Raw genomic sequence first — 23063 nt, forward strand, 5'->3', positions numbered from 1 at the left:
CGCAACCCGCGCATGGGCCACGCTAGAATGCGTGCATGCGTACCGTCCATGCCCTTCGCTACATCACCCCCTTGCGGGAAGGTGGCTCACTGCCTGCCGTGGTCGAGACCGACGACGACGGCATGGCCGTACTCAAGTTCCGTGGTGCCGGCCAAGGGCCGAAGGCGCTGATTGCCGAGTTGATCGCGGGCGAGATGGCACGCGCGGTGGGCCTGCCGATTCCGGAGATCCTGTTCGTGGAGCTGGACAGCGAGTTCGCCCGCACCGAGCCCGACCCGGAGATCCAGGACCTGATCCGCGCCAGCGAAGGCCTGAACCTGGGCCTGGATTACCTGCCCGGCGCGATCAACTACGACCCGGCTGCGATGCCGGTGGACGCCGAGCTGGCCTCGCGCATCGTCTGGTTCGATGCGTTCACCAGCAACGTCGACCGCACCACGCGCAATCCGAATCTGATGGTCTGGCACCGCAAGCTGTATCTGATCGACCACGGTGCGGCGATGTACTTCCATCACGACTGGGCCAACGCCGGCGATGCCTGCGAGAAGCCCTTCGTGCTGATCCGCGACCACGTGCTGCTGTCGTTCGCCAGCCGTATCGCCGAGGTGGATGCCGAACTGGCCGCGCGCCTGCCGGATGCGGAAATCGAGCGCATCGTCGGCCTGGTGCCGGACAGCTGGCTGGTCGATGAGCCGGCCTTCGAGAGCCCCCAGGCCTACCGGCAGGGCTACATCAACTACCTGAAGCATCGCCTGAAGGTGCGTGCGGTGTTCGTGCAGGAGGCCATCCGTGCCCACGCTGCACACGTATGACTATGCCGTCATCCGCGTGGTACCGCGGGTGGAACGCGAGGAGTTCATCAACGTCGGGGTGATCGTGTCCTGCCCCGGCGCACGTCACCTGGAAGCGGCGATCGAGCTCGATGCCGCACGCCTGCAGGCCTTCGCGCCGACGCTGGATATTGAAGCGCTGCAGCCGTGGCTGGATGCCATCGTGGCGATCTGCCGGGGCGATGCCAACGCCGGCCCGATCGCGCAGCTGCCCGCGCGCGCGCGCTTCCATTTCCTGACCGCCAAGCGCAGCTCGGTGGTGCAGATGTCCAGCACACATGTGGGCCGCACGGCGGACCCGGCCGGCGTGGTCGAACACCTGATGGCGAAGATGGTGCGGGTGCCGACCTAGCGCGCTACTTGCCGCCGCCCCAGCGTGCGGTCATTTCGCTGCGGATCGGCGTGCGTTCGGTGTTGCTGTCCGTGGCGGTGAAGCGCATCGCCTTGACCGCGTTCAACGCCCAGCCGCTGAAGGCCGTCGACGGCTTGGCATCCACCACCTTTACGTCATACGTGCGGCCGCGCTTGTTGACCGAATAGGCCACGGTCACTTCCTCTGCAAACTGCACACGCCCGGGATCGGCATTCAGTCGTGGGCGGAAGGTGCCTTCCACCGGCTTCCAGTATGTCAGCGCTTCGGCCTGCTGCAGCTGCAGCGGCTCGGGAGACGCGGCGATGGCCATCGGACTCATCGCCAGGGTGAGCGCGAGGGCAGCAGCGCGGAGCAGCATGGGAGGCATGGTTGTCATTCCTTGTACGCCAGTGGTCGGTGCTCAAGCGTACGCCATCACGGGCTTTTCCGGTTCACCGCAACGGTCACCGAGAAGTAGGGAATCGCGCTCCACTGCCCGCGCGGATGATGCAGCGATTCCACGCCCATGCCGATCTGGTAGTTCACGCTGCCCGGCTGCTGGCGCCAGAAATAAGGCGCACCGTTGCTCCAGCCACAGCAGACGTACGTCAATGACGGCATGCCGAAGGTCTGCTGCAGGTAGGCTTCAACACCCGCCGCCGATGCGCCGCTGACGCGATACAGCGCTTCCATTGGCTGGAGGTAGGAAGCGTCGTCCTGGGTGCAACCGACGTATTCCAGATCGGCGGGTTTTCGGCCCATCGCCTGCAGGAAATCCTGGCAGACGGTATCGGGCCGGGCCAGGCCTTCGGCGCGGCCGTGCAACTCCCACTCAGCGATCGCAGCGGCGGGCGTCTGTGCGCTGGCAGTGACGACGCTGCCAATCAGCAAAAGATGCAACAGGGTGATGGCAGATCCTCTGCGGGCGTGGCAAGACGTCATCGTAAACGACCGACGCCACCACTCGCTGCGCACGCTTCGATCAACGCTCACGCGCCATGCTCTGTTCGGTGAAGCGCGCCACGCAGAACTCCAGGAAGCTGCGCAGCTTCGGCGTGACCTGGCGATCGCGGGGATACAGCAGGTTGATCGAAGTGGACACCGGCACGAATCGAGGCAGCACCTCCACCAGTTCGCCGCGCGCCAGAGCAGCGGACATCATCTCGAACGGCTGCAGGATCAGTCCCAGCCCACCGACCGCAGCGGTCAGCAGCGGCTCGGCCTGGTTGACCATGAAGCGACTGGAGACCGGCACGGTCAACACCCCGCCCTGCGGGTCATGGAAGCTCCACCGCGTACGGATCACCGAGTGGGCGAAGCCCAGGCATTCGTGCCGGCTCAGGTCCTGCGGGTGAACGATCGGTGGCCGTGCGGCGAGATAGCCGGGGGCAGCGCACAGGGCCAGCGGATACGGCCCCAGCCGCCGTGCGACCAGGCCGCTGTCGGCGAGATCACCCGTGCGGAACACCAGGTCGTAGCCGTCTTCAACCACGTTGACCAGGCTGTTGGACAGGTTCAGATCCACCTGCACGTCGGGATACTGCTGCATGTAGGCCACCACCGCCGGCCCCAGCGCGTGCACGCCGAAGGTGACCGGCGCACTGATCCGCAGCCGGCCCATCGGTCGACCGCGCGCGATTTCGGCCAACTGCTCGGCACTCTCCACTTCTTCCAGGATGACCCGGGCGCGGGCCAGGTACGCCTGCCCGAAGTCGGTCAGGCTCTGCTTGCGCGTGGTGCGGTTGAGCAGGCGCACGCCCAGATGCTGTTCCAGCGTCTGCACATGCTTGCCGACCAGCTGCGGCGACAGGTCCAATGCGTCGGCAGCAGCGGCGAACGAGCCCACCTCGGCCACCTTGGCGAAGCTGCGCAGGGGTACGATCAGGTCCATTGCAAACTATTGTTTTCCAATGAAACGCCAGATTACCCCTTCTATCGTTCGCCGGCCACGCGCACAGTAGCGCTCTGTTCCCCCTGCCCGGCCACCAGCCGGCGTTCCCTTTGGAGACCCCCATGACCCAGGTTGTCCGCATCCACGCCTATGGCGACGCCGATGTGCTGCGCGTTGACGATATCGACGTACCCGCTCCTGCCGCCGATGAGATCCAGATCCGGGTCAAGGCCATCGGCCTGAACCGCGCCGAGGTGATGTTCCGCAACGGCGCCTATCTGCAGCAGGCAGAGTTCCCGAGCCGCCTGGGCTATGAGGCGGCTGGCCTGGTTGAAGCCGTCGGCAGCGCGGTGACCGGCTTCGCTGCAGGCGATGTCGTCAGCGTCGTGCCGCCGCTGGATATCGCCCGCTGGGGCACCTACGGCGAGCTGGCCAACGTGCCGGCGCGACTGGTGGTGAAGCATCCGTCGTCGTTGGGCTTCGAGCAGGCCGCTGCGGTGTGGATGCAGTACGTCACCGCCTGGGGCGCGCTGCTGGAGCAGGCCAAGCTGGGTGCCGGTGATTTCGTCATCATCACTGCAGCGTCAAGCAGCGTTGGCCTGGCCGCCATCCAGATCGCCAATGCGGTGGGCGCAACGCCGATTGCGGTGACCCGTGGCCCGGGCAAGCGCCAGGCGCTGCTCGATGCCGGCGCCGCTCATGTCATCGCCACCCAGGAGCAGGACCTGGTAGCCGAAGTTGCCCGCATCACCGCAGGCGCTGGCGCACGCGTGGTATTCGATCCCATCGGCGGCCCGCAGTTCGTACCGCTCACCGAGGCGATGGCACGCGGCGGCATCCTGCTGGAGTATGGCGCGCTGAGCAGCGAGCCGACGCCGTTCCCGCTGTTCAACGTATTGGGCAAATCGCTGACGCTGAAGGGCTACCTGTACTCGGAAATCGTGTCCGATGACGCGGCGCTGGCGCGTGCGAAGGCGTTCATCGTCGATGGCCTGGACAAGGGCGTGCTGGCGCCGCTGATCGCCAAGGTGTTTACGTTCGCACAGATCCAGGACGCGCACCGTTACCTGGAATCGAACGAGCAGATCGGCAAGGTGGTGGTGACGGTTTAACCGGTTGCGCGATACCCCTGTGGCGTTGGGAATGTACCCGCAGGGGTCGTCAATGCTGTTGCCAGCGCCGTGTGCTACAGAGGCACGCGGCGGGCGATGTAGTTGATCACATTGCCCACGGCATCCGGATCGACGTTGGCCAGGCCGACCAGTACGTATCCCTGCTCAGGCATCACCACAATGGCGCTGTTCGAACCGGGCGCCCCGCCCTCGTGGCCGAACTGGCGCTGCCTTCCCTCGCCCTGAACCATGAACCCGTAGCCATACCAGCCCTTGTGGTTCTGTGGACGGGTGGCCTGCTGCAACCACACTGGCGAGACCAGCTTGCCGGTACGCAGGGCCTCGGCGAACTTCAACATGTCGCCTGCGGTGCTGTAACCGCCGCCGGCGGCAGTCCCTCGCCATGGCAGGGACTTGGTTTCGCTCACCCACAGCCCTTTCACTAGGGTATAGCCGGTTGCACGATGTGGAACGTCCACCGATTCCGGTTCAAAACCGGTTTCCGTCATGTTCGCCGCGCGCAGAACATGCTCGTTGACATAGTCGTAGTACGTCTGCCCAGACACCGCCTCGATGATCCGGCCGAGCACGACGAAACCATAGTTTGAATACCCATCCTGGCTGCCTGCAGCAAACTGCGGAGCACCCTTGGCGAAGCGCTTCACATAGTCGCTGTGCGTTTTCAGCGACGCCGCGTAGTGCTCGAAATCATCACCGAAGAAATCTCCGAGGCCGCCGGTATGGCTGAGCAGTTGCCGGATCGTGACCGTGCCTGCCACCGTTTTGTTCGGATAGTCCGGCAGGCGCTTGCCGATGGTGTCATCCAGGGCCAGGCGACCTGCTTCGGCCAGTTGCAGGATGGCCACTGCGGTGAACATCTTGTTGGACGAAGCAAGGCGGAACTGCGTCTGCGCATCGACGGGCACGTGCTGCTCGCGGTTGGCCAGCCCTCCCTGCCACTGCAGCAGCACCCTGCCATCGTGCGCGACCAGCACGGTGCCAGACAGCGAATCGCTTGCCTGCAGGGCGTTGAGCCGGGCGGTACTCTGGACCAGGAGTGCCGGCAGCTCCATGCGCACAGGCTGGAACTGCGGCGGTGTCGGTACGCCTTCCAACTGGAACACCTTCACGTGGCGCGGCGCGGCAGGGTCCATTTCCGCAGTCAACAGCATCGCCCGTTCGCTGTCTTCGCCCAGCACCAGCACTTCGGCCTTCTCAGGCGTGTTTGAGCGTACTTCGAGCACCTTCATCGGCCCATTGGACGCACGGAACTCCAGGTAATCCTGCGGACCGCTGCCGGTCCTCTTTGCGTACCTGTCGGCGAACGCCTGCAACGCCTGGAGACTGTTGGCATTGAAGGCGGACAGCCATTCATCGACGGCGTTCTGTGCGCGTGAGCCGGTTGATTCAACTGGCACTGCAGCCGCACCAGCACTGAATGACACCGCCAACAGCAAGGCGAAGGTCAGTGGGAAGACACAGAAGCGTCGACGACGCACGGACATGGCGGATCCTTCGCAGACAGGGCGTAGCCCCATCCTAGACGACAACCGCGCAGGTCGCTGCACTGCAGCCGGCATCAGATGCCGACGCTATTCCGGCAACGCATACGCCATCACATAATCCCCCGCCGGCGTCTCCATGAAATGATGCCCGCCGGCCATGATCACCACGTACTGCCGCCCGCCCTGCTCATACACCATCGGGTTGGCCTGGCCACCTGCTGGCAGTTTGGTATGCCACAGTTCCTTTCCGGTCTTCAGGTCGATGGCGCGCAGCAGGTCATCGGTCGCTGCGGCGATGAAGATCAGGCCACTGGCGGTCACCACCGAGCCACCATTGTTCGGCGTGCCGATTTCAATGGGCAGGCCGGAGCGGATGCCGAAGGGCCCGTTGCCGCGTGCGCTGCCGAACGGCCGGTCCCACAGCAGTTTGCCGCTGCGCAGGTCGATCGCACGGATGCCACCATAGGGTGGCTGCTTGCACAGCAGGCCGGTGAACGGCAGCCGCCAACCGGCGTTGACGTCGATGCCATAGGGCGTGCCCACCTGTGGGTCCCCTGCCCCTTCGGCACCGCCCCTATCAGCGCGGATCTGCTCGCGCGGCAGCCAGCCTTTACGGTCGGCCTCGGCGCGCGGCACCAGCCGGTTGTAGTTGGGCATGTCGTTGTAGTTGGCCACGATCACGCCACGTCGCGTATCGATGGCCACGCTGCCCCAGTCCGAGCCGCCGTTGTAGCCGGGGTATTCGATGGAATGGTGATCGCTGCTGGGCGGCGTGTAGAAACCTTCGTAATGCGCCTTGCGGAACTGGATGCGGCAGACCAGCTGGTCGATGGGAGTGATGCCCCACATGTCGCGCTCGGTCAGCGCATCGTCGCGCCGCAGCGTGTGGTACAGCGAGAACAGCTGGGTGGCGGCACGCTGCTCGGGCTCTACACCGCCCTGCGGCACCTTGCGCTCTTCGGCCGGAGTCAGCAGCTGGCCGTTGCGACGGTCGAGGATGTACATGTCGCCCTGCTTGGTGGGCAGCAGGATTGCCGGCACCTTGCCGGATGCTGTCGGGTAGTCGATCAGGCTGGCCTGCGAACCCAGGTCGTAATCCCAGACGTCCTTGCGCACCGCCTGGAAATGCCAGACCGGCTTGCCCGTGGCTACATCGATGGCGACCAGCGAGGTCGCGTACCTGTTCTGGTTCTCCGTGCGCGAGCCACTCCAGTAGTCGCCCGCGGCATTGCCCATCGGCAGGTACACCAGGCCCAGTGCTTCATCACCGGTCGCGGTGGTCCACATGTTCGGTGTGCCACGCGTATAGGTCTGCTCGCGCGGTGGCAAACCGCTGCGCTCGGGCTGGTCCATGTCCCACGCCCAGCGCAGCTTGCCGCTGATCGCATCGTAGGCCTGGATGACGCCGGAAGGCGCGTCGCGGCGCTGGCCGTCCAGTACCTGGTGGCCGGTGACGATGACACCGCGGACGATCGCGGGCGGCGAGGTGATCGAGACGTAACCCGGCGGCACCTCGCCCATGCCCAGGGTGATGTCGACCTGGCCGTTGTTGCCGAAATTCGCACAGGGGCGACCGCTGTCGGCGTCCACCGCGATCAGGCGGCCGTCCAGGGTGCCTTCGATGATGCGTGCACTGCACGCTGCGCGGCTGCCGGGCGCCGCGCTCCGGCTGGTACGGGTCGGCGGTGGTGCGGGCAGCGCCAGATCGGCGGCGACGTCAGCCAACGCGGCATCGGCGAGGGTCGGCGCACTGGGCTGTTCGTAATAGGACACGCCACGGCAGGCGGCCGTGTACGGGATCGAGGCATCCTTCACCTTCGGATCGAAACGCCACAGTTCCTTCCCGCTTCCGGCATCGAGGGCGATCAGCTGGTTGCGGGCGGTGCACAGGTACAGTCGGTCGCCGATCTTCAAGGGCGTGGTTTCCGCACCCCAGCGCTTCTTGGGCAGGTCGCCGGTGCGGAACTGCCACGCGAGCTGCAGGGAGCCTACATTTTCAGGGGTGATCTGCTGCAGCGGCGAATAGCGGGTGGCCGCATTGCTGCGCCCCCAGGCCGGCCAGTCGCCCTCCGCCGGCTGGTCGGCCGGCTGCAGACCGGTGGTCTCACGGGTCGGATCGAGCCCGGCGCTGACCGCCGGCTCCGGGAACGGCTGGTGCCCGTCGACCAGGCCATGGGGGGCGAACGCGAGACCGAAGGCGGCCACGAACACCAGCATCAGCACGGCGGCCACACTGCGCGACAGGCGCTTGGGTACCGGCGCCTGCAGGGTCGGCGCCAGCAACGCCAGGATGATGCCGAGCACCGTCACCAGGCCCAGCCGCGGCACCCAGCGCCAGTACTCGCTGCCCGACTCCCACCAGGTCCACAGCAGGCTGCCGAGGGAGACCAGTGCATACAGCAGCGCACCGCTGCGGCGATTGCCCCACAACAGAATGCCGCACACCAGCAGGCCGAGGCCGGCGATGGCGTAGTACCAGGAGCCCCCGAGGCTGGCCAGCCAGCCACCGAGCCCGCCGATGATCAGGCCGAGCACGATCAGCAACAAGGCCAGGACGGTGATCAGCGGGTGGCGCGAGGTGGGCGTTGCGGCGGAAGCGGACTGCGGCGTGGCGGACATCGACGCTCTCCGGGGGCAGCATGCGCCCTTATGCCACCGTCACCGTGAAGTGCGTGCGTATTTTGGACGGCAGACACGACGACGCCGGCACAAGGCCGGCGTCGTCGGGTACCTCAGCATCGCGGCAGGATCACTCCTGCGCGGCGTCCTCGCTGCTGGCAGCAGCCGGTGCGCCGTCGGTCGCGGCCGGGGTGGCGGCGGCCACCTCGTCCTCGTCCTCGTCGATCGAGGCATCCATGCGCTCCACCGCCTGCAGCTTCTCGTCCTTGGACAGGCGGATCAGGGTCACGCCCTGGGTGTTGCGGCCGACGCGGCTGATTTCCGAGCCACGCGTACGCACCAGGGTGCCGCCGTCGGAGATCAGCAGGACTTCATCGTCGGTACCCATCAGCACCGCGGCGACCAGCTTGCCATTGCGCTCGGTGGTCTGGATGCCGATGACGCCCTGCGTGCCACGACCCTTGCGCGGGTAGTCCGGCAGCGGGGTGCGCTTGCCGTAGCCGTTTTCGGTGGCGGTGAGGATGTAACGCAGGTTGGCATCGTCGGCACCTTCGATCACCGCGTCGCCGGTGGCGATGGCTTCCTCGACACCGTTGTCGTCCTCGCTCTCATCCTCGACGCCGCCAGCACTCTCGGCCACGATCAGGCTGACCACTTCCTCGCCGGCCGGCATCTTGATGCCGCGCACGCCGGTAGCGGTACGGCCCATCGAGCGGACCTTGTCTTCGCCGAAGCGCACGGTCTTGCCGTTGGAGGCGAACAGCAGGATGTCACGCTCGCCATCGGTCAGGCCGACGCCGACCAGGGCATCGCCCTCGTCGAGGTTGATCGCGATCTTGCCGCGGGCCAGACGGAAGGCGAACTCGCCCAGCGGGGTCTTCTTGACCGTACCGTTCTTGGTGGCGAAGAACACGAACTGGCCATCGGCGTACTCGCGCACCGGCAGCACGGCCTGCACGCGTTCGCCCGGCTCCAGCGGGATCCAGTTGATGATCGGACGACCGCGGGCGTTGGAACCGGCTTCGGGCAGCTGGTACACCGGCAGCCAGAACACCTTGCCCGAACTGGTGAAGGTCAACAGCGTGTCGTGCGTGTTGACCAGCCACAGCTGTTCGATGAAATCCTCTTCCTTGGTCGACGCCGCGCTGCGGCCACGGCCGCCACGGCGCTGCGCGCGGTACACGCTCACCGGTTGGCGCTTCACGTAGCCGGCGTGGGAGACGGTGACCACCACGTCTTCCGGGGCGATCAGGTCGAGGATGTCGAGATCTTCCTCGCTGTGGCGGATCTCGGTACGGCGCTCGTCACCGAACTCGGCACGCACGTTGATCAGCTCTTCGCGGATCACCTGCAGCAGGCGGTCGGGATCTTCCAGGATGTGGATCAGCCCGGCGATCACTTCCAGCAGCTGCTTGTATTCCTCGGTCAGGCGGTCCTGCTCCAGCCCGGTCAGGCGGTGCAGGCGCATTTCCAGGATCTGGGTCGCCTGGATCTCGGTCAGCTGGTAGCCGCCTTCGATCAGGCCCACACCCTTGGGCAGGTCATCGGGACGCGAGGCTTCGGCACCGGCGGCGCCGAGCATCGAACCGACCAGGCCCGGTTCCCACAGGCGCGCAAGCATGCGCTCGCGTGCCTCGGTGGGGTTCGGCGAGGTCTTGATCAGTTCGATCATCTCGTCGATGTTGGCCAGCGCAACGGTCAGGCCTTCCAGCACGTGGGCACGGGCGCGCGCCTTGCGCAGCTCGAACACGGTGCGGCGGGTGACCACTTCGCGACGGTGGCGGACGAAGGCCTCCAGCATCTGCTTGAGGTTCATCAACTGCGGGCGGCCGTCGACCAGCGCCACCATGTTGATGCCGAACACCGACTCCATCTGGGTCTGCTGGTAGAGGTTGTTGAGCACAACCTCGGCCGACTCGCCGCGCTTGATTTCGATGTAGATGCGCATGCCGTCCTTGTCGGACTCATCGCGCAGCTCGCTGATGCCTTCGATCTTCTTTTCCTTGACCAGCTCGGCGATCTTCTCGATCAGACGCGCCTTGTTCACCTGGTAAGGAATTTCAGTGACGATGATCGATTCGCGGCCGTTGTCGGCCACTTCGACATCGGCCTTGGCACGGATGCGCACGCGGCCACGGCCGGTGCGGTAGCCGGCGATGATGCCGGCGGTGCCGTTGATGATGCCTGCGGTCGGGAAATCCGGGCCCGGGATGAACTCCATCAGGCCGTCGATATCGATTTCCGGATTGTCGATCAGCGCGATGCAGGCATTGATCGATTCGGTGAGGTTGTGCGGCGGAATGTTGGTCGCCATGCCCACCGCGATACCGGCCGAACCATTGACCAGCAGGTTCGGGAACCGGGTCGGCATGACCGTCGGCTCCAGTTCCTTTTCGTCGTAGTTGGGCTGGAAATCGACGGTTTCCTTGTCGATGTCCGCCATCAGCTCATGCGCGAGCCGCGACATGCGCGCCTCGGTGTATCGCATCGCCGCGGCGGAGTCGCCGTCGACCGAACCGAAGTTACCCTGGCCATCGACCAGCATGTAACGCAGCGAGAACGGCTGTGCCAGACGCACCAGCGTGTCGTACACCGACTGATCGCCATGCGGGTGGTACTTACCGATGACGTCACCGACGATACGTGCCGACTTGAAGTAGGGCTTGTTGCTGTGCGCGTTGAGTTCATTCATCGCAAACAGCACACGACGATGCACCGGCTTGAGGCCATCGCGCGCATCTGGCAGCGCGCGCCCCACGATCACGCTCATGGCGTAATCGAGGTAGCTCTTGCGCATCTCGTCTTCCAGGTTGACCTGGATGATTTCCTTGGCGGTTTCTGCCATTCGGGTTCCGTTGTCTGGTAGCGGTCCAGTCCGGCGCATCCACCCGGGGGCGGTCGTGCCGGAACCTCGATTCAACCGCTGGATTCTACCACACGGGGCCGTTTTCCGCCTGCTTTTACGGTGATTTTACCGGCACAAATCAGGAACTTAGGGGTTTGCCGGCCAGCGCCCGGCACTACCGGACGCTGGGCCGGGGCGCTTTCCCGTGGAAAGGCTCCCGCCCCTGCCCGCGTCAGCCGCCGAAGGCGGCGCGCATGTTCTCCGCGGTCGGGTTCAGGATCACCCCCCGCTCGGTCACGATGGCATCGATCAGCTCGCCCGGGGTGACATCGAACACCGGGTTCCAGGCAGCGATGCCCTCGGCCACGGTGCGGGTGCCGCCCACGCCGTACAGTTCGCCCGGATCGCGCTGTTCGATCTCGATCTGGCTGCCGTCCACGGTATCCATGTCCACCGTCGAGGACGGTGCCACGACCATGAACTTCACCCCGTGGTGGCGGGCCGCGATGGCCAGCTGGTAGGTGCCGATCTTGTTGGCGGTATCGCCATTGGCGCAGATCCGGTCGGCGCCGACGATCACCCACTGCACGGCACCGGTCTTCATCAGGTGGGAGGCGGCCGAGTCGGCGATCAGCGTCGCGTCGATGCCATCCTGCTGCAGCTCCCACACGGTCAGGCGCGCACCCTGCAACCACGGCCGGGTCTCGCCGGCGAACACCCGGGCAATGCGGTCCTGGGCCATCCCGGCGCGGATCACGCCCAACGCCGTACCGAAGCCGGCGGTGGCCAGCGAACCGGTATTGCAATGGGTCAACACGCCGCTGCCGGCCTCGATCAGGCCGGCACCGAGGGCGCCCATATGGCGGTTGGCGGCCAGGTCTTCTTCAGCGATGGCCTGTGCCTCGGCCTCCAGCAGCGCCTTCCAGTCGGCACCGGCGGCACTCAGGCAACGTCGCATGCGTGCCAGCGCCCAGGCCAGGTTCACTGCGGTCGGGCGTGAGGCGTTCAGCCGCTGCAGCGCCGGCTCCAGCTGCTGCAGGGCATGCGCGCCGTCGGCGGCCTGCACATCACGTGCGGCCAGCACCACACCCCAGGCGGCGGCGATGCCGATGGCCGGCGCACCGCGCACGGTCAGGGCGTGGATGGCGGCGGCCACCTCATCGCTGTCATGGCAGGCTACATGCTCGACCACGAACGGCAGCTTGCGCTGGTCAAGCAGTTGCAGGGTATCGCCGGTCCACAGGATCGGGCGGATGTGGTCGTAGCGGGCGTAGTCGAGGTCGGTGGCGGTATTCATGGGCCCATTGTAGGGCCACGCCACGCGCGGATGGATCCTGTCCGGATCAGTTCACCGAGAATTCGGCGCGGCAGCCGCCGTCGACCCAGATGCCGTTGCGGTTCCAGCCCCAGGTGCTGCCTTCCTCGCACGGGGTGCTGGAAAGCTGGTTGGAGATGGTTGCGCTGGTGGAGATGCTGGCGCCACAGAAGCGGCGCTTCTTGGACTTGGATTCGCAGGTCAGCCGGCGCGGCATGTCGACGAAACGGCCCTGCTCGTCGGCCACCTCGAAGTCACCCTGGCACCCCCGGGTGGTCCATACCTCATTGCGCTTGTAGCCCCAGCCCTGCCCTTCCCGGCACGGCAGCACCGACAGCTGGCGCAGCAACCGCACCGGCGCACCATCCAGGCGCACCGGGCAACTCTGCGGGCGACCGTTGGACTCACAGCGCACCACCCGCCGCACCAGACGCTTGCGACCCTCGGTCGACGGCGCCGCTGCGTCCGTCTCTGCCGGGCGCGCGCGGAACTCGGCACGGCAGCCCAGGGTCACCCACACGCCACTGCGGTCGGTGCCCCACTCGCTGCCACGGATGCAGCTGTTGCTGGACAACTGGCGGATCAGATCGACGCCGTTGCTGACATCGATATCGCAGTGCACCCAGCCCATGTCGCGGGATTCGCAGGTCACCACTTCGCTGTCATAGCCAAGCGACTGCGCCGATGCGGTCGACGGAAGCAGGCCACCCCATATCGCCACGGAGTACATCGGTGCCGCTACGACCGCGAACCACTTGACCAAAGCCTTCCCCATGAATGGATGAACCACGACGCAAGTGTGCGGTATCGGCTGTGATAAGAGCATCATCGTGCTTGCTGAATCAAGCGCGACAAAGCGCGTTTTCGTTCAGCCTGCCAGGTCCATGGGAAATCGTCGGGTCATGCGTGGGCGAAATCGAATGCAAGTACATCTGCAATGCGCGGTGTACGGTGCATCGCCATCAACAGGCGATCAATGCCGACGGCAACGCCGGCACAGGCCGGCATTGAAGGCAGTGCACGCAGCAACGCTTCATCCAGCGCGGGCTGCACCTGCCCCCGTACATGACGGCGCTGCAGGTCATGCTGGAAACGCGCGCGTTGTTCAGCCGCATCGTTCAGTTCGTGATAACCGTTGGCCAGTTCCACCGTGCCCAGGTACAGCTCGAAACGCTCGGCCAACGGCGGTGTGCCGGCGCGGATGCGCGCCAGTGCCGCCTGGCTGGCGGGCCAGTCGTGGACGACGGTCATGACCGCGTCATCGAAATGCGGTTGGATACGGTGGGTCATCAACAGATCCAGCCAGTCATCGCGGGTCAGGCCCACCGGATCAATGTGCACTTCGCCAAGTGCGGCGCGCAGCGCTGCCTCATCGGCATCGAACGGGTCCACGCCGGCGTGTTGCTGGAACAGTTCGCGATAGCTCAGCACACGCAACGTCGCGCTGCGACCCACCAGCGCCAGCGCCTGCCCCACCAGTTCTGCGGTTTCCTGCAGCAGCCGATGGTGGTCCCAGCCAACCCTATACCACTCCAGCATGGTGAACTCGGGATTGTGGCGGCCGCCCGCTTCGCCATTGCGGAACACCCGGCCCAGTTCATAGCAGTCGCCCACGCCGGCAGCGAGCAGTCGCTTGAGCGGGAACTCCGGCGAGGTGCGCAGCCAGCGGCGGCGACCGCCCGCATCGACGTGACCGCTGAAATCGGTGTGGAAGCTGTCGATGTTCGGCTCGGTGTTGCCCGCCACCGACAGGATCGGCGTTTCCACTTCCAGCACGCCGCGCTCGGCGAAGAAGCGCCGCACCAGTGCATTGAGGGTGGCGCGCTGTTGCAGGCTGCGCAGCAGTGCCTCGCTCACAGGATGCCCTCCGGGCGCGGATGATCCAGCGGCAGGGTCAGCAGATCGCGGGTGTCATCGATGTAGCCGCTGGCCAGATACAGGCGGCGCGCCAGTTCGTTGTGATGATTGACCTCCAACCGCAGCCGGCTCACGCCGCGCCCCCGCGCGCGCTGTTCGCAGATGGCCAGTGCCCGCTTGCCACGGCCACGGCCGCGTGCGCGGTGGCTGAGATAGAGCTCGTCCAGCAGCATGAAATGGCCGCCCTGCTCCAGGCTGAAGCCCATCGCGATCACCGCATAGCCGACGACGGCTGCGGCCTCGTCCAGCCACAGCAGCACTTCACCGTTGCGCGGATCGGCCAGCAGCGCATCGACACCACGGCGCACGCGCGCATCGTCGAATTCGATCTTGTCTTCGGCGTAGAAATCGCGCATCAGCGCGATCAGCAGTTCCTCGTCGGCACGGGTGGCCAAGCGGAAATCCAGCGGAGCGGTCTGCATCAGTGTTCCTCTGCGGTTGCGTGCCGGGCGCCTGCGCACCCGGCCGATTCATCATTCGTGTTCGGAGAGGTAGGCCAGCAGGCGCTCTTCATCCCACACCGGAACGCCCAGCGCTTGCGCCTTGTCCAGCTTGGAACCGGCCTCGGTGCCGGCCACCACGAAACTGGTCTTCTTCGAGACGCTGCCGGACACCTTGGCCCCCAGCGCCTCCAGGCGCTCCTTGGCGGTATCGCGATTGAGCTGGGCCAGCGTGCCGGTCAGCACCACCGTCTGCCCGTCCAGCGGGCCGGCCACCACTTCGGCCAGGGCCGGTGCGCTGGCCAGGATGTGTTTCATCTCCACCTCGGCCGCGAGCAGCATCGCGCCATGGCCCTCGCTGTCCAGCCAGTCAGCGAAGCCTCGCGCGGTGTCATCGGGCAGACCGGCGTTGACGAACTGGCCGTGTTCGGCGTCCAGCACCGACTGCGCGCTGGGCAGCGCTGCGACCAGCTTCTCGGCACGCAGGCGGGTGATGCCGGGAATCTCCGCTTCAACCAGCAGTTGCGCCAGGTCAAGACCTTCGCGCAGCTTTGCGCTCGGCGGATGCACGTCGCTGATACGTACCTGCCCCACCTGCAGCAGTGCATCGATGGCCTGCTGGTTGCCCTCCTGTTCGAAGAAATGGCCCAGCGAGCGCGCGACCTCGCCACCGATATCCGGCACGCGCTTGAACAGCGGCCACGGCAGACGGCGGATCAACGCCAGATCGCCAAACCACTGTGCCAGCGCCTTGGCGGTGCTCTCGCCGACGTGCTCGATGCCCAACGCGAACAGCAGTCGCTCCAGCGTCGCATCACGGCTGGCGTCGATCGCAGCAATCAGGTTGTCCGCCCACTTGGTGGCGATCTTCTTCGTATTCCATTCGAAGGCTGCCGGCTGCGCCAATGCCTGCGCGCGCCATCGCGCATCGTTGCCATCCAGCTTCAACACGGCGTTGAGCACCGCGCCGCTGCCTTCGGCCGGCAGGTGCAGTTTCAGGCTGGCTGCGAGTGCCGAAGGGTCTTCAGCATCCAGCACCAGCTTCAGGTGCAGCAGCTGGTCACGGGTGAGGCGGTACAGATCGGCCACGCTCTTGACGATGCCGGCGTCCACCAGGGTTTCGATGTACTTGTCGCCAAGGCCGTCGATATCCATCGCCCGTCGCGAGGCGAAGTGGGCGATGGCTTCCTTGCGCTGCGCCGGGCAGGACAGCTCGCCCGAGCAGCGCCACGCGGCGGCCCCCTCCTCGCGCACGATCTCCGAGCCGCACACCGGGCAGCTGGTCGGCATCTGCCAGGGCGTGGTGCCCGCAGGACGGCGGTCGAGGATGACGCTGACCACTTCCGGGATCACATCGCCAGCACGGCGCACGATCACACTGTCGCCCACGCGCACGTCCAGCCGCGCGATCTGGTCAGCGTTGTGCAGGGTGGCGTTGGAGACGATCACCCCAGCCACCGCGACCGGCGCAAGACGTGCCACCGGGGTGGCAGCACCGGTGCGGCCGATCTGGATTTCGATGGCTTCCAGCGTGGTGCTCTGTTCCTGCGCCGGGAACTTGTGCGCGATGGCCCAGCGTGGCGCGCGCGAAACGAAGCCCATGGTCTGCTGGCCGGCGCGGTCATCGAGCTTGTAGACCACACCATCGATATCGAATGCCAGGCTGTCGCGACGCTCGCCGATGTCCCGGTAATAGGCCAACAGGCCGTCGCTGCCTTCCACCACCTTGCACAGGTCGCTGACCGGGAAGCCCCATTCGCGCAGCTGTGCCAGCGTACCCGAATGCGTATCGGGCAGCTCACCGCCCTGCACGTCACCGGTGCCGTAAGTGAAGAAGCTGAGCCTGCGCTGCGCGCTGATCTTCGGGTCGAGCTGGCGCAGCGAACCGGCGGCGGCATTGCGCGGATTGGCCAGCACCTTGCCACCGTGCAGGCGCGCGCGCGCGTTGTAGGCCTCGAAGTCGGCGCGGGCCATGTAGACCTCACCGCGCACTTCCAGCACATCCGGCCAGTCCTTGCCTTTCAGACGCTTGGGGATGTCGCCGATCTCGCGCAGGTTGGCGGTCACGTCCTCGCCGGTGCTGCCGTCGCCACGGGTGGCACCCAGCACGAAATGGCCGTCCTCATAACGCAGGCTGATCGCCAGGCCGTCCATCTTCGGTTCGGCGGAAAAACGCAGGGTGCCGCGGCGCAGACGCTCATCGATGCGGCGTACGAAGTCAGCTACTTCCTCATCGCTGAAGGCATTGGACAGCGACAGCATCGGCACCGCATGGGTGACTTCGGCAAAGCGTCCCGACGGCCGGGCGCCCACCTGCTGGGTCGGGCTGTCGGCACGGGCGAGATCGGGATGCTCGCGCTCCAGCGCCTCCAGCTCACGCACCAGACGGTCGTAGTCGACGTCGGGGATCTCCGGCGCATCCAGCTCGTGATAGGCGCGGTTGGCCTGGGCGATCTGCCGGCGCAGGTCTTCGGCACGTTCGGCGGGGCTGGGGCTCATCGGAATCCGCGGGTTCTGGGATGGCCGGGAATTCTACCGCGCCTGCGCGTCAGGCCCTGTCTGCAGCGTCGAGCCAGGCTCAACGGGCGGCGAACAGCAGACGTGCGCGGCTCGACTCTGGACAACCGCTTGCCGGCAATCACTGCCAGCGCTAGCGTGCGTCGATAGCCCTTCAGGAACCGCGCCTGTGACCCTGCCTGCCTCCCGCCGCCACTTCCTGCAACTGGCCGGCGCCGGTCTCGCTCTTGCCAGCAGCGGCCTGCCTCGGCCCGCCCTGGCACAGCCAGCAACTGTGGCCCCGCCAACCGCCAATGAAGGCGCGGTACTGCTGAATTTCAACGAGTGCCCGTATGGCCCCTCGCCCGCCGCACAGCAGGCGGCGCGCGACAGCATCGCCAGCTGCGGGCGTTACCGCTTCGCCTTGGCCGGTGAGGTGCGCGATGCCTTCATCGCCCAGGCCGGCGTTCCCGCCGACCACGTGCGCCTGTATCCGGGCTCCAGCGAGCCGCTGAACCGCGCGGCGACGCTATGGACCGGCCCGCAGGCGGGCCTGGTGGTGGCCGACCCGACCTTCGAGACATTGGGTGAGATGGCAGCCGCGCGCGGCGCGCATGTGCAGAAGGTGCCGCTGCGCAGCGATGGTGCGCACGACCTGCGCGCGATGGTGGCCGCCGCGCACGCGCGACCGACTGGCCTGCTGTACGTGTGCAACCCCAACAACCCCACCGGCTCGATCAGCCCCGCCGACGAGCTGGCCTGGCTGCTGGTCAACAAGCCCGCCGGTACCCGCGTGCTGCTGGACGAGGCCTATCTGCAGTACAGCGAACAGCCCAGCCTGATTGCACAGGTGGCCCGGCGCGATGACCTGATCGTGCTGCGTACCTTCTCCAAGCTGTACGGCATGGCCGGACTGCGCCTTGGCGTGGCGGCGGCACATCCCGAGCGCCTGCGCGAGCTGGCCAGCCTGGGCGAGAACCCGCTGCCCGTGCCCGCACTTGCAGCGGCACTGGCCAGCCTGCGTGACCCGCAGCTGGTTCCGCAGCGACGCCTGCAGAATGCCAAGGCCCGGCAGACCACCATCGCCTGGCTGGGCAAGCGTGGCTTCGACTGCCTGCCGACGGAAGCGAACTGCTTCGTGGTGGATGTGCAACGTGACGGCGCGGCCTTCGCCAAGGCCATGGCGGACAACGGCGTGGTGATCGGCCGCAGCTGGCCGATCTGGCCGCAGCGCGTGCGCGTGACCGTGGGCACCGAAGAAGAGATGGCGCGCTTCCGCAGCGCGTTCGCGAAGGTGGCGGGCGTGCCGGCGTAGACCGCATCCACGCACGGCGTGGATCTACTGGTCTGGTGGGTGCCGACCGTTGGTCGGCACGCCAGGACCTGCTGCGCTTACCAGCGCGGGGTCTTGGTCAGCGGGGGGGCCTGGTGCTGGCGGTCATAGGCGCGCAGCTCATCACGGATATGGGCGATGCGCTGGCGACCGAGCGCGTTGCGGCCGTCATCCAGTACCACGCCATCCAGCAGCTCGGCCATGCGCTGCACGGTCGGCAGCATCTTCTCCCAGGCGTCCAGCGCGGTCAGCGGCGCCGGCAGGGTCAGGAAGAAGGCGATGGCCGGGGTTTCCATGGCGCGGATGTTGCCCATGTCGAAGCTGCCCGGCTTCATGATGCTGGCCATCGAGAAGATCGGGCCGCGTTCGGGATGACCCTCGACCAGCCGGTGGAAGACATTCATGTGGCCAAACACCAGGCCGGTCTTTTCCGCGGCCACGACGATGTCTTCGCCACGAAGCTGTTCGCCGGCGCGGGCGGCCACGAACAATGAAACGATCTTGTCGAAATCCTGGGTCGCACGCTTGCCCAGGTCGCTGGCCGCGCCATCGACGTCGGGCAGTCCCAGTTCGGCCTGCTCGACCGCATCGCCCATGCCAGGCTCGACGCGGGCATCGGCCACGGGCACGCCATCCTCGCCCAGCACCGGCTCGCGGCGCTCGCCGCTTGCCGGCTCGGCGCTGTCCAGACGACGGCCCTGGGGCTTCTTCTTGGGACGGCCAAACAGGAAGATCGCAGCGACCAACAGCAGGCCGGCGGCCAGGATGCCGATGCGCAACAGTGCCGTGTCGGACATTCGTTAGGTTCTCCGGCTAGTTCATTCAGGTAACTAGGATGGCACGTCAGGCCGCGCCCGCCAATCGCGCGGCTTCTTCCAGGTCCACGCTGACCAGGCGGCTGACGCCCGGTTCGCGCATCGTCACGCCCGACAACTGGTGCGCTGCTTCCATCGTGGCCTTGTTGTGGCTGACGAACAGGAACTGCACCTTCTCGCTCATTTCCTTGACCATGTTGGCCAGGCGGCCGACGTTGGCTTCATCCAGCGGAGCATCCACCTCGTCCAGCAGGCAGAACGGCGCCGGGTTGAGCTGGAAGATCGCAAACACCAGCGCCACGGCGGTCATCGCCTTTTCGCCACCGGACAACAGCGAGATGCTCGACACCCGCTTGCCCGGGGGGCGCGCCATGATGGTCACACCGGTGTCGAGAAGGTCTTCGCCGGTCAGTTCCAGGTAGGCGTGGCCGCCACCGAACAGGCGCGGATACAGCGCCTGCACACCGGCATTGACCCGATCGAAGGTGTCCTTGAAACGGCCGCGGGTCTCGCGGTCGATCTTGCGGATCGCATCTTCCAGGGTCTCCAGCGCCGTGGTCAGATCCACGTGCTGGGCGTCCAGATACTCCGAGCGCTGCGAGGCTTCGCCATATTCGTGGATCGCGGCCAGGTTGACCGGCTCCAGCCGGCGCATGCGGCCATCGATCTGGTGCACGGCTTGTTCCCAGTCGCCCAGGCGCGCCTCTTCGGGCAGCGTGTTGATCACATCCTGCAGCACGAAACCGGCCTTCTCCACCGCGCCCTGCAGGGTTTCGGCACTGAGCACCAATGCCTGCTGGTCCAGCTTGCGCTGCGAAATGCGCTCGCGCTGGGCCAACGCCTGCTCGTCGCGCTGGTGGCGGGTCTGCTCGTAATTGCGCAGCTCGGCGTCGATGCCATCCAGCAGCGTGCGCGCCTCGGTCAGCACGCGATCAGCACGTACTCGCTCTTCCAACGCGTTCTGATGCTCTGCCTGCAGCGACTCGACTGGTGTATCGCCTTCGTCCAGCTGCGAATGCAGTTCGCCCAGGCGCGAATCCAGCTGGCCACGCTGGGTGTTCATGCGTTCCAGTGCCTGGCTCAACGAAGCCACCTGGGCACGCTGCGATTCCAGGGTCAGCGCCAACGCGTGCGAACGCTCGCGCACCGCACGGGCGGCGTCGCGGGCCAGATCACGCGCCTCGGTCAACTGACGGCGTTCGCCCTCCAGGCCCTGCCGGTTCGACTCCAGGTCGCCCATGCTGTTGACCGCATTCTCCAGCCGCGAACGCGCTTCACGCGCCTGTTCGCGATTGATGTCCAGGGTCTCCAGCAACTGGCTGAGCTCGCCTTCGATGCGGTCGATGCGCGTACGTGCCGCCTCGACCTTGCCCTGCTGGCCCTGCAGCTGGCCAGCCAGTTCGGACACCGCGCGGTGCGCCAGGTACAGCGCCCGCTGCGCATCCTCGCGCTGCTGTTCGGCCGCCAACAGATGCTCACGGAAACCGGCCAGCTGTTCTTCCAGTTCGGTTTCGCGCGACTGCAGCTGTTCGATCTGCTCGCGCAGTTCATTGATTTCGCGTTCGCGCAGCAGCGCGCCCTGCTTGGCAGCGCCGGAGCGCGACACGCGCACCCAGCCCTCGCCCAGACGCTCACCGCCCTGGGTGATGATGGAATCGCCCTCAGGCAGGCTGGCCTGCAGCGCATTGGCTTCGGCCAGGTCGCGCGCACCGTGCAGGCGCGCAAGCAGGCGACGGATCGGCGCCGGTCCACGCACACGTGCAGCCAGCGAGGTTGGTGCGACCTTCAGGTCCGCGCCGTCATTGGCGACCAATGCAATGCGGCCTTCGCCCAGCTCGCCCAATGCATCGACCAGGCTGGCCGGATCATCGACCAGCACGCCTTCGATCAACTGGCCGAGGGCGCTTTCCACTGCATTTTCCCAGCCGGCATCGACATCCAGGCGTTCACCCACGCGTGCGGCCGAATCCAGGCCACGCGACTTCAGCCACGCCACCGCCGCGCCCTGCTCCTGGCCGAGTGCGGCCTGCTGCAGGGTTTCCAGCGAGGACAGGCGCCCACGCAGGCCATTGACCTGCTTGCGCAGCTCGGCCAGTTCGTTCTGGCCGTTACGTTGCTGCTCCTGCACGGCGGCAACACCGTGCTTGCGCTCCTCGACCTGTTCGGTCAGCTCATCCAGCGCGGTCTTCTGCGTCTCGTGCTGCAGGTGCAGCTGCTCGAAGACCTCGTCCAGCGCATCCACGTCCAGGCCAGCGCGCTCGGCCGCCAGTGCTTCGCGGCGACGATCGGCATCAAGGATCTGCTTGTCCAGGTAGTCCACGCGGGTGCGCTCGACCTCACCGGCGCGCGAGGCCTCCGAACTCTGGGAGGTGTGCTGCTCCCAACGCTGCTGCCAATCGGACAGCCGCGTTTCGGCCTCGCGCAGGCCTTCCTGCTTGATCTCGTTCTCTTCCTGCAGTTCTTCCAACTGCGGGGTGGCCGCATCGACCGCTTCGCGCAGCACCATCAGCTTGGCTTCGTCACCACTGATGTGCTGGCCCAGTTCGGCCAGTGCCTGGCGGGTTTCATCGCGCGCCTTGTGCAGGCGCTGCGACAGTTCGCGCTGGTGCTGGATCTGCTGTTCGAGACGGGCCAGCGTGCTGCCCACCTGGTAGACCTCGGCCTGCGCGGCATTGAGCGCGTCTGCAGCCTCCTCGCGACGCACACGCGAGGTCTCGATCCGCGCCTCGGCGTCACGCTGGTCGGCGATCAGTTGCTGCAGCTTGGTTTCTTCCTGCGACAGGCCTTCGCGCAGCTTGGACAGGCGACCATCCAGGCCGCGGTATTCCAGCGCCTTCCACTCTGCGTCCTTGACCCGGCGCTCTTCCTGCAGCGCCTGGTACTGCTCGGCCTGTTTCGCCTGCCGCTTGAGGTGTTCCAGCTGCTTGGTGATTTCCTCGCGCAGATCGCCAAGGCGGTCCAGGTTCTCGCGGGTGTGGCGGATGCGCGTCTCGGTTTCCTTGCGGCGCTCCTTGTACTTGGAGATGCCGGCAGCCTCTTCCAGGTACACGCGCAGGTCTTCCGGACGCGCCTCGATGATCTGGCTGATCATGCCCTGCTCGATGATCGAGTAGCTGCGCGGGCCCAGGCCGGTGCCGAGGAACAGGTCGGTGATGTCGCGGCGGCGGCACTTGGTGCCGTTGAGGTAGTAGTTGCTGCTGCCGTCACGGCTGACGGTGCGCTTGACCGAGATCTCGTTGAACGAGGCGTACTCGCCGGAAATCGTGTGATCCGAGTTGTCGAAGATCAGCTCGACGGTGGCCTGCGAGACCGGCTTGCGGGCATTGGAACCGGAGAAGATCACGTCGGTGAGCGAGTCACCCCGCAGGCGGCTGGCCGAGCTCTCGCCCATGACCCAGCGTACGGCGTCGATGATGTTCGACTTGCCGCAGCCATTGGGGCCTACCACGCCGGTCATGTTGGTCGGCAGGTGCAGGGTGGTCGGATCGACGAAGGACTTGAAGCCGGACAGCTTGATCGTGGAAAGACGCATGGCGTGATTGGGTTCCGGGCAAGGGCCTTACGGCCGCCACCATAGTGGATGTCAGGTCAGC

At 66.3% G+C, this 23063-nt stretch carries 17 protein-coding genes; 4 read left to right on the forward strand and 13 right to left on the reverse strand.

Annotation, left to right across the window (positions count from 1 at the left end; genetic code table 11):
- Positions 1–35 precede the first annotated feature (35 nt).
- Both QP457_RS13965 and QP457_RS13970 read left to right on the forward strand, forming a co-directional pair.
- Positions 36–812, forward strand: a complete 777-nt coding sequence (locus tag QP457_RS13965) for a HipA family kinase (RefSeq protein ID WP_205405928.1) — start codon at positions 36–38, stop codon at positions 810–812.
- Positions 790–1182, forward strand: coding sequence for a DUF3037 domain-containing protein (locus QP457_RS13970; RefSeq protein WP_205405929.1), 393 nt, complete (start codon positions 790–792; stop codon positions 1180–1182). Before QP457_RS13965 ends, QP457_RS13970 begins: the two co-directional genes overlap by 23 nt.
- 4 nt (positions 1183–1186) lie before the next feature.
- On the opposite strand, the gene QP457_RS13975 is transcribed toward QP457_RS13970, so the two are convergent.
- Genes QP457_RS13975 through QP457_RS13985 form a run of 3 tightly spaced genes read right to left on the reverse strand, consistent with a single transcriptional unit; the run spans position 1187 to position 3073 of the window.
- The gene (locus QP457_RS13975) at positions 1187–1570 is read right to left on the reverse strand and encodes an energy transducer TonB (RefSeq protein WP_157805975.1); all 384 of its coding nucleotides are present in this window, start codon (positions 1568–1570) and stop codon (positions 1187–1189) included.
- 47 nt (positions 1571–1617) lie between these two features.
- On the reverse strand, positions 1618–2157 hold the full coding sequence (locus QP457_RS13980) for a DUF4952 domain-containing protein (RefSeq protein ID WP_286040607.1): 540 nt from the start codon (positions 2155–2157) through the stop codon (positions 1618–1620).
- Positions 2158–2164: 7 nt separating this feature from the next.
- Entirely contained in the window at positions 2165–3073 is a 909-nt protein-coding gene (locus QP457_RS13985) for a LysR substrate-binding domain-containing protein (protein ID WP_205405930.1), read from the reverse strand.
- Between the two features lie 122 nt (positions 3074–3195).
- On the opposite strand from QP457_RS13985, the gene QP457_RS13990 reads away from it, so the two are divergent.
- The gene (locus QP457_RS13990) at positions 3196–4185 is read left to right on the forward strand and encodes a zinc-dependent alcohol dehydrogenase family protein (RefSeq protein ID WP_205405931.1); all 990 of its coding nucleotides are present in this window, start codon (positions 3196–3198) and stop codon (positions 4183–4185) included.
- 74 nt (positions 4186–4259) lie between these two features.
- Here the strand turns inward: QP457_RS13990 and QP457_RS13995 are convergent, their stop codons facing one another.
- From QP457_RS13995 to ligA, 8 genes are all read right to left on the reverse strand, one after another.
- Complete coding sequence (locus tag QP457_RS13995; protein WP_205405932.1) at positions 4260–5690, reverse strand: serine hydrolase domain-containing protein; 1431 nt, start codon at positions 5688–5690, stop codon at positions 4260–4262.
- 87 nt (positions 5691–5777) lie between these two features.
- Positions 5778–8309: a membrane-bound PQQ-dependent dehydrogenase, glucose/quinate/shikimate family gene (locus QP457_RS14000; RefSeq protein ID WP_205405933.1), complete on the reverse strand. Its 2532-nt coding sequence runs from the start codon at positions 8307–8309 to the stop codon at positions 5778–5780.
- 130 nt (positions 8310–8439) lie between these two features.
- On the reverse strand, positions 8440–11154 hold the full coding sequence (gene gyrA / locus QP457_RS14005; RefSeq protein WP_099820756.1) for a DNA gyrase subunit A: 2715 nt from the start codon (positions 11152–11154) through the stop codon (positions 8440–8442).
- 232 nt (positions 11155–11386) lie between these two features.
- Positions 11387–12451 (reverse strand): S-methyl-5-thioribose-1-phosphate isomerase, encoded by a 1065-nt coding sequence (gene mtnA / locus QP457_RS14010; protein WP_205405934.1) that lies wholly within the window; start codon positions 12449–12451, stop codon positions 11387–11389.
- A gap of 46 nt (positions 12452–12497) precedes the next feature.
- A complete protein-coding gene (locus QP457_RS14015; protein ID WP_205406002.1) occupies positions 12498–13232 on the reverse strand; it encodes a DUF3011 domain-containing protein in 735 nt (244 codons plus the stop codon).
- 137 nt (positions 13233–13369) lie between these two features.
- Positions 13370–14326 carry an EF-P lysine aminoacylase EpmA gene (gene epmA, locus QP457_RS14020; protein WP_205405935.1) on the reverse strand — a complete coding sequence of 319 codons (957 nt, stop codon included), beginning with the start codon at positions 14324–14326 and terminating at the stop codon, positions 13370–13372.
- The gene (locus QP457_RS14025; RefSeq protein ID WP_025876917.1) at positions 14323–14808 is read right to left on the reverse strand and encodes a GNAT family N-acetyltransferase; all 486 of its coding nucleotides are present in this window, start codon (positions 14806–14808) and stop codon (positions 14323–14325) included. Before QP457_RS14025 ends, epmA begins: the two co-directional genes overlap by 4 nt.
- A gap of 51 nt (positions 14809–14859) precedes the next feature.
- Positions 14860–17331: an NAD-dependent DNA ligase LigA gene (gene ligA / locus QP457_RS14030; protein ID WP_205406003.1), complete on the reverse strand. Its 2472-nt coding sequence runs from the start codon at positions 17329–17331 to the stop codon at positions 14860–14862.
- A 181-nt stretch (positions 17332–17512) separates the two neighbouring features.
- Here ligA and QP457_RS14035 point away from each other — a divergent pair, with 181 nt between their 5' ends.
- Positions 17513–18637, forward strand: a complete 1125-nt coding sequence (locus tag QP457_RS14035; RefSeq protein ID WP_205405936.1) for a pyridoxal phosphate-dependent aminotransferase — start codon at positions 17513–17515, stop codon at positions 18635–18637.
- A gap of 77 nt (positions 18638–18714) precedes the next feature.
- On the opposite strand, the gene zipA is transcribed toward QP457_RS14035, so the two are convergent.
- Together zipA and smc are read right to left on the reverse strand one after the other, a co-directional pair.
- Complete coding sequence (gene zipA / locus QP457_RS14040) at positions 18715–19452, reverse strand: cell division protein ZipA (RefSeq protein WP_100552946.1); 738 nt, start codon at positions 19450–19452, stop codon at positions 18715–18717.
- Between the two features lie 46 nt (positions 19453–19498).
- Positions 19499–23002 (reverse strand): chromosome segregation protein SMC, encoded by a 3504-nt coding sequence (gene smc, locus QP457_RS14045; RefSeq protein ID WP_205405937.1) that lies wholly within the window; start codon positions 23000–23002, stop codon positions 19499–19501.
- Positions 23003–23063 lie beyond the last annotated feature (61 nt).

This window comes from Stenotrophomonas sp. As-7 (assembly GCF_030291015.1).
Lineage (GTDB): Bacteria > Pseudomonadota > Gammaproteobacteria > Xanthomonadales > Xanthomonadaceae > Stenotrophomonas > Stenotrophomonas lactitubi.

Bases quoted from the DNA above. Each gene is read 5' to 3' on its own strand.
- QP457_RS14000 (WP_205405933.1), bottom strand. From the start codon at position 8,309: ATGTCCGCCACGCCGCAGTCCGCTTCCGCCGCAACGCCCACCTCGCGC.
- QP457_RS13965 (WP_205405928.1), top strand. From the start codon at position 36: ATGCGTACCGTCCATGCCCTTCGCTACATCACCCCCTTGCGGGAAGGT.
- mtnA (WP_205405934.1), bottom strand. From the start codon at position 12,451: ATGAATACCGCCACCGACCTCGACTACGCCCGCTACGACCACATCCGC.
- QP457_RS13985 (WP_205405930.1), bottom strand. From the start codon at position 3,073: ATGGACCTGATCGTACCCCTGCGCAGCTTCGCCAAGGTGGCCGAGGTG.
- zipA (WP_100552946.1), bottom strand. From the start codon at position 19,452: ATGTCCGACACGGCACTGTTGCGCATCGGCATCCTGGCCGCCGGCCTG.
- QP457_RS13990 (WP_205405931.1), top strand. From the start codon at position 3,196: ATGACCCAGGTTGTCCGCATCCACGCCTATGGCGACGCCGATGTGCTG.
- smc (WP_205405937.1), bottom strand. From the start codon at position 23,002: ATGCGTCTTTCCACGATCAAGCTGTCCGGCTTCAAGTCCTTCGTCGAT.
- QP457_RS13975 (WP_157805975.1), bottom strand. From the start codon at position 1,570: ATGCCTCCCATGCTGCTCCGCGCTGCTGCCCTCGCGCTCACCCTGGCG.
- QP457_RS13995 (WP_205405932.1), bottom strand. From the start codon at position 5,690: ATGTCCGTGCGTCGTCGACGCTTCTGTGTCTTCCCACTGACCTTCGCC.
- QP457_RS14025 (WP_025876917.1), bottom strand. From the start codon at position 14,808: ATGCAGACCGCTCCGCTGGATTTCCGCTTGGCCACCCGTGCCGACGAG.
- gyrA (WP_099820756.1), bottom strand. From the start codon at position 11,154: ATGGCAGAAACCGCCAAGGAAATCATCCAGGTCAACCTGGAAGACGAG.